We start from the raw sequence: 6495 nt of genomic DNA on the forward strand, positions 1-6495 counted from the left end.
AGCGATTTGAGTGCGTGGTTCAGTTCCTCGACCGGAACGCCCAATCCCACCAGCGCGCCGAGGATCATATCCCCGCTGGCGCCGCCTATACTTTCGAAATGCAAGGTGCGTTTCATTGATTTCCTTTATTTAACGACGATGGCCCAGTCCTTGTCGGGATCGGCCGGGGGATTGCCCAGCGCCACGTTGCCGCCGCCCTGGACCGCAGCCACGGAACCCGCCTGCAACCCGCCGCCCTCGCGCGGATTGAACCATTGAACCCTGAACGAACCCTTCACCCCGCTCAAATCGAGTTCGGGGCGTTCAACCTTGGGCAGATAAATTAGATAGCACTTCCCGGGCTTGGCTAGGCAGTAGCCATCGTTGGAGTTGCCGGGATTGCCGATCAGCGCATTGGCGTTTTCCATTTCCCAGAACGGGACCTGTTGCCGGAAAAAGTCCAGCGCGACCCGGCTATAGTCCCACGTTTTATCGCGGCTGCGCCAGTCCTCGGCATTGAGGTCGCTTTGCGGCAGGCGATAGCCGAAATAGTATTCAACGCCCATGCCGCCCGCCATCAGCGTTCCCCACAGGGTCTGCGACCGCGCGTCGTCGATGGTGGGGATATAAAGCGGCTTCTTGCTCTTTTGGTTTTCCTTCAACGCTTGTTCGACACCCGGATAATCCGGATCGGGCGGCGTTCCAATGCCGGCGCTGCCGGACTCGTCGAAGCTGATCACCCACGGATGCCCGGACGCCTCGGAGCGGGTCACCCATTTGAGGGCGTCGCGATGCGTGTCCTTCAAGGCGGAATTCTGGATCGACAGCCCGGTCAGGATATCCTGCTGCCCCAGCAAGGCGCCATAAACCGCGTCCTGTTGACTCGGATAGGTGTGCAGCACGACGTTATGGCCATAGGGATCCGTTGCCCGGATGAAGCGCGCCTGTTGCTGGATTTCCTCGATGCTCTGGGTATTCTCTTCGCCGATGTTCCAGTTGAGCGCCAGGTTGTGGCCGAAGCGGGCGATCATTTCCCGGAGGTAGGCTTTTCGTTCGGGGCCAAGCTGGCCGCCGTCGAGCGCCTGCTTTTTCCCCGCGTCGTTTTTTCCGCGCAGGTCGTCGTTCTCGGTTTCCTGAAGCTTGAAATGGAGATACATGCCCTTGGACGTTCCATGATCGAACACGATGCCCCACTGGTCGAGCTTCGAGCAGTCGAAGTGCAGCTTGTCGTCGCGGCCGACATGCGGCCAAACATTGTCGCCATCGCCGCCGGCATTGTAGGGGATGAACGAGAACGCGTTGCAGCCCTTGCCGGCGAGGTAGTTGATTGCGCCAATCATGCCCTTGCCCTTTCCGCCCTTCCAGGAGGGATCGCCTTCGTGCCAATCGCGGAGGTGGGGGGCCCAGGTTTTCAACGGCCCCTTTTTCGGGTTGTTGGCGACCGTGCCGTCGAAATCGACATAGGCGAGGAAGGTTTCGGGCGCATCCGCGCCGGCCTTGACGAACCATTCGCCGTTGCCGGCGTGGCGCAGATAGCGCGTGCCCGTCGTCTGCAAGCGGCCTTTGGCGCGCAGGTCGGCGCTGGTCTTATCGGTCATCCCGACGACGAATCCGCCCTTGATGCCGTCGAACTTCGTGCCCGCGAAAGCGATGGAATAGCTCCACTTCCCGGACTTGTCGGGCGACAGGTGCGCCCGCCACTTATGGCCTTCGGTGGCCGAGGTTTCGGCGGCATTTCCATCGGCCGCGAAATAGCCGGGAACCAGATAGTCCGGCGAACCGGACTCGTGCGTGAAACGGACGTTCATTTGCAGATCGGTGAAGGGATTGGGCGCGTCGTCGGTCTCCCGGGCGAACGGCCCGTCGAGCGTGAGCGTCACCTTGTGCCACTGCTTGAGCTCGCCGCCCAGCTCAACGGCCCCGGACCCGGGCGCGGGCGCGGCCCATAGCGCGCACGAAACGGTTGCCGGCAAAACGATTGCCATGAGTTTGTTCATCGGATGCCTTTCGTGTCAGTTGAACCGAACCAGCCCGGACTCGCGCAGGCTGAGAAAATCGGTCGAATTATGATACCTGCGATGGCCGATCACAATGTGGTCCAGCACCTTGATGCCCATCAGCTCGCCGGCACCGATCAACTGCTTGGTGACTTTGATGTCCTCCGACGAGGGGGTCGGATCGCCGGAGGGATGGTTGTGCGCGAGGATCATCGAAGCGCAGGATTGCTCCAGCGCCTTTTTGAACAACTCGCGCGGATGGACCAAGCTGCCCGTAAGGGTTCCTTCGCTGATTTTCTGCGGCTCGCCGATCAGGCGGCACTTCGCATCGAGCATCAGTGCCCAGAAAACCTCTTTCTGCAAAACGCGCGCCCGTTCGCGCAGCACGGCGGCGGCCTGCTCGGGCGTCACCACCTTCGGGCTCTCGCCCACGCTCTCGCGGGTCAACCGTTGCGCGAGCTCCATCGCCGCCTTGATCATCTGCGCCTTCACCGGGCCAATACTGTTGATGGACCGGATCTCTTTGACCGAAGCCTTGGCCAAGGCCGTCAACGAGCCGAACGCCGACAGCAACCGCTGCGAAACCTCGACCACGTTCATGCCCTTCGTACCCGTCCGCAGAATCAGCGCCAGCAACACCGCATCCGAAACATTTTCGGCGCCGATGCGCTCGAACTCCTCGCGCGGACGCAGCTGCGCCGGCAGATCGCACACCCGCAACGATTCGTGTCTTACCGAATAGTGAAGTTTGTCGTCTTTGTTTGGCACGGGATCCTTTCCAAGGCGCGAGCCCGACGGGCTCGTCTCAGGGCTCCATCATCACGCCTATTTTCCGGTTGACCCGAATCCGCCCTCGCCGCGGGTGGTTTCGGAAAGTTCATCGACCATATCGTAGTAGATCGGGGAGCAGTCGCAGGCGACGACCTGGAAAAGGCGCTGGCCCTTTTCGGCGGTGTAGGAGAAATCCTTGATGTTGTCGCACATGGCCATCAGCTCGCCGCGGTAGCCGCCGTCGATCAGGCCGATGGAGTTGGCGAGGCGCAGGGGCGTCTTGGAGATGCTGGAGCGCGGCATCAGGAAATAGGCGCGGCCGTCTTCCGGCTCGCAGGCGATGCCCAGCTTGATCGCCTTGGTTTCGCCGGGTTCGATGGTGGTGTCTTCCAGCACGTAAAGGTCGAGCCCGGCGTCGCCTTCGTGGAAATAGCCGTGGTCGGAATAGACTTCGCGGGCGGTTTCGTTGAGCGGCTTGATATTCAAATGCATGATCTGTTCCTGTGTTGGGTTGTTTAAGAATCCGTGGGATATTAGCTTTGCGTTCGGCATTCTTAAACCACGAAATACGCGAACTACACGAAAACCTTCCTTTTCTTCCTTTCGAGGATTTGGTGTATTCCGTGGTTCATTCCAAAGCGAAGGGGAAACACATGTTGAAGTTGGCCATTTTTGGATCGGGGTCGGGCACGAACTGCCAGGCGATTATCGACGCGATCGAAGCGGGAACGCTGGAGGCGGAGATCAAATGCGTGCTGGCCGACAGCGAGGACGCTTTCATTCTCGAACGCGCCCGGAAACACAACATTCCGGCGATCTATTTCGACTGCGCCCCCTTCAAGACCAAGCTCGACGGCGAGGCCGAACAAAACGTGCTGCGGATTCTCGAAGCGCACGGCGTCAACTTTATCGCTTTGGCGGGCTTTATGCGGATCGTGAAGGACGGCCTATTGAAGGCCTACGAAGGCCGCATGATCAACATCCACCCTTCGCTGTTGCCCAGCTTCCCCGGGCTCGACGGCGGCAAGCAGGCGTTCGATTACGGCGTGAAGTTTACCGGATGCACCGTGCATTTCGTGGATGCCGGCGTCGATACGGGTGCGATCATCAACCAGAAATGCATCGCGATTGAGAACGACGACACGCTCGAAACCATGATGGCCAAGCTCCACGCCCAGGAACACATCGCCTACCCCGAGGCGCTGCAGTGGATCGCCGAAGGGCGGATCCAGCTCAACGGGCGGCGGATTACGCTTACGTAAGGCGTGAAACGTGAAGCGTGAGGCGTGAACCGGAATTTCCTGCCCAGGAAAATCACGTCTCAATCATCACTCGTCAAACCAGCAGATCGTCGTCTTCGGGTTCGTGGTGGCGCTCGGTCAGGCGGACCGGATCCCACTTGAAGTGGCTGAGGACGAACGAGGCGAGGCGGGTGCCGAAGAGGACGCCGCCGCCGATGAAGAGCAGGGCCTTGACGCTGTAGCCTTCGTAGCGGGAACTGAACTCGTTCAACAACGCCCCGCCCACGATTAGGATGAGCATGAGCGGCGTGACGAAGCGGATGGCGACATCCCACAACGGCCACAGCTTGACGGTACCCACCTGGTTGACGTGCCTGCGCATGACGCCAGATTTGAGCACCCAGCCAATGAGCATGCACTCGAGAATGCCGCCGATGATCAGCGCATAGTTGTTGATGAAGTGGTCGACGATATCGAGGATGAACAGGCCCGCCTGCGTCGTGAAGACAACGCTGCCGGCCAACCCCAGCGCGCAAATGATGGAGGTCGCTTTCTTGCGGGAAATGTTGAACTTGTCGCAGATGGAGCAGGAAAACGCCTCGGTGAGCGAAATGGCGGAGGAGAGCCCGGCCACGATCAGCACCAGAAAAAAGAGCGCGCCGAAGATGCGGTTGCCGGCGGGCAGCTGGTTGATGGCCTCGGGATACACCACGAAGGCCAGGCCGGGGCCGGCCTTGATGGCCTCGCCGAATTCAACCCCTTTGGCCTGCGCCATATAGCCGATGGTGCCAAAAACCGCAAAGCCGGTGATGAAGGAATAGAGGCAGTTGAGCACGCTGGTGGTCAGCGCGTTGCCGACGATGTCGGTCTTTTTCGGCAGGTAGCTGGCATAGGTAATCATGATGCCGAACCCGAGCGACAGCGTGAAAAAAATCTGCCCGAACGCGGCGACCCAGACGGCGCGCCCCTCGGGCGTCATGAGACTGATCTTTGAAAAGTCGCAGTGCAGATAGTGGTTCTTGATGGCGTCGATCGCGCCGGGAAGCCGCAACGACCAACCGACCAGCACCAACGTCAGCAGGAAGAGCAGCGGCATGAAGATCATGCTGGCCTTTTCGATGCCGTGGCTGACCTCGCGATAGCAGATGCCCCACACAATGACCCAAGTCAGGACGGTGCCAACGAGAATCCACGGCCGTATGCTGCCGAGATCGAACGGCCCGTCGCTGATCTGCAGGAATTCCGTGAAAAAGTATGCCCCGGTATCGGCGCCCCACGAAAGGTTGAGCGAGAGGCAGAAATAGTTCATGCACCAGCCGATGACGGCGGCGTAGAAGAGGTTGATCCCGAAAAAGGCGACGGTGGGCATCCACCAGCCAAGCGGCTCCCAGAGCGGATGGACGCGGGCGAAGGCCAAGGGCGGCGATGCCTTTTCCCGGTGCCCGAGGGCATATTCGAGAATCATCAGCGGGATGCCGGCGAGCAGCAACGCAACCGTATAGGGAACCAGAAAGGCGCCGCCCCCGTTTTCATAGGCCATGTAGCCAAAGCGCCAGATGTTTCCGAGTCCGACCGCCGACCCAATGGCGGCCAACAGGAAACCGAGTTTGCTGCCCCAGAGATTTCGCTTTTCAGTCATAGCCCCGCCCTGCCTGAAAATGGGTTAGTGGATGGTCGGGTTACCGGCGGAATGGATCGGCACGGATGCCAACCAATTTCCAGACCCCGGCTCCACGCTAATTGCGGTGACGGAAGCTAATGCGTCCCTTTTCAAGATCGTAGGGCGAAATTTCAACCGTTACCCGGTCCCCCACTGCGATTCGGATGAAGTTCTTTCTCATTTTGCCCGAAATGTGCGCAAGAACCGTGTGCCCATTCTCCAGTTCAACGTGGTACATGGTGGAGGGCAGTACCTTTTTCACCACACCTTCAGCTTCGATTACATCGGCTTTGGCCATAGATATTCTCTCCTTCTAAAAATTACAAAACGCGAATGCTACACGCTTAAAACGCGTTTGCAACCCTAACCATGGGCCATTTATCAAAGGATGGGTCTAAACCGCTTCGCCGCGCAGCGGGATCCCGCGCTTATAGAGGTTGGCATAATGCTGGATTCGGGAGGCCAAATCCTTCTGTTTGTTGGCCCGCGCAACCTTCATGCCGCGCTTGGCCCAATCGCTGGCCTCGCCGAAATGCTGCAACTCGGCGTAGGACGCACTGATGAGCAACAGGGTGAGGGCATCGTTCTGCCCGGTGATATCGAGCAGCTTCTGGGCATACTCGAGTGCCTCCGTGCCGTTGCGCTCATCGGGGTTTTCATCGGTGGCCAGGATAAGGATCAGCTCGCGCAGGGCAACGATGTCCCGCGGGTTGATGTGGAGTTTTTTGCGCGCCTTCTCGCTCTTGGACGCATTTTCGGACTCTTCCTGGTGCATGTCGATATCGTCGAGGGCGGAAAGGGTGAGATCGAGCGAGATTTTTTCCTCATCGAACTTTTTCTGGAGGAA

At 59.3% G+C, this 6495-nt stretch carries 8 protein-coding genes; 1 reads left to right on the forward strand and 7 read right to left on the reverse strand.

Annotated elements, in window-relative coordinates:
- The 4 genes from larC to ABYO54_RS12655 all read right to left on the reverse strand — a co-directional run.
- A partial coding sequence (gene larC, locus ABYO54_RS12640; RefSeq protein ID WP_372808618.1) for a nickel insertion protein occupies positions 1-116 on the reverse strand: 116 nt, incomplete at its 3' end.
- A 9-nt stretch (positions 117-125) separates the two neighbouring features.
- Positions 126-1976, reverse strand: coding sequence for a DUF5060 domain-containing protein (locus ABYO54_RS12645; protein ID WP_372808611.1), 1851 nt, complete (start codon positions 1974-1976; stop codon positions 126-128).
- Positions 1977-1991: 15 nt separating this feature from the next.
- Positions 1992-2744 (reverse strand): DNA repair protein RadC, encoded by a 753-nt coding sequence (radC, locus tag ABYO54_RS12650; protein WP_372808612.1) that lies wholly within the window; start codon positions 2742-2744, stop codon positions 1992-1994.
- Between the two features lie 57 nt (positions 2745-2801).
- Positions 2802-3239 carry a dUTP diphosphatase gene (locus ABYO54_RS12655; protein ID WP_372808613.1) on the reverse strand — a complete coding sequence of 146 codons (438 nt, stop codon included), beginning with the start codon at positions 3237-3239 and terminating at the stop codon, positions 2802-2804.
- Positions 3240-3400: 161 nt separating this feature from the next.
- Between ABYO54_RS12655 and purN the strand changes: the two genes are divergently transcribed.
- Positions 3401-4009, forward strand: coding sequence for a phosphoribosylglycinamide formyltransferase (gene purN, locus ABYO54_RS12660; protein WP_372808614.1), 609 nt, complete (start codon positions 3401-3403; stop codon positions 4007-4009).
- A gap of 73 nt (positions 4010-4082) precedes the next feature.
- Here the strand turns inward: purN and ABYO54_RS12665 are convergent, their stop codons facing one another.
- The 3 genes from ABYO54_RS12665 to ABYO54_RS12675 form a co-directional block, all read right to left on the reverse strand.
- Entirely contained in the window at positions 4083-5627 is a 1545-nt protein-coding gene (locus ABYO54_RS12665) for a sodium-dependent transporter (RefSeq protein WP_372808615.1), read from the reverse strand.
- A gap of 97 nt (positions 5628-5724) precedes the next feature.
- Positions 5725-5946, reverse strand: coding sequence for a translation initiation factor IF-1 (infA, locus tag ABYO54_RS12670; protein WP_372808616.1), 222 nt, complete (start codon positions 5944-5946; stop codon positions 5725-5727).
- 96 nt (positions 5947-6042) lie between these two features.
- A partial coding sequence (locus tag ABYO54_RS12675) for a hypothetical protein (RefSeq protein ID WP_372808617.1) occupies positions 6043-6495 on the reverse strand: 453 nt, incomplete at its 5' end.

The sequence above is a fragment of the Pontiella sp. genome (assembly GCF_041622395.1).
Classification (GTDB): domain Bacteria; phylum Verrucomicrobiota; class Kiritimatiellia; order Kiritimatiellales; family Pontiellaceae; genus Pontiella.

Excerpts from the sequence above, each read along its gene's own strand:
- ABYO54_RS12645 (WP_372808611.1), bottom strand. The coding sequence starts at position 1,976 with ATGAACAAACTCATGGCAATCGTTTTGCCGGCAACCGTTTCGTGCGCG.
- ABYO54_RS12655 (WP_372808613.1), bottom strand. The coding sequence starts at position 3,239 with ATGCATTTGAATATCAAGCCGCTCAACGAAACCGCCCGCGAAGTCTAT.
- purN (WP_372808614.1), top strand. The coding sequence starts at position 3,401 with ATGTTGAAGTTGGCCATTTTTGGATCGGGGTCGGGCACGAACTGCCAG.
- ABYO54_RS12665 (WP_372808615.1), bottom strand. The coding sequence starts at position 5,627 with ATGACTGAAAAGCGAAATCTCTGGGGCAGCAAACTCGGTTTCCTGTTG.
- infA (WP_372808616.1), bottom strand. The coding sequence starts at position 5,946 with ATGGCCAAAGCCGATGTAATCGAAGCTGAAGGTGTGGTGAAAAAGGTA.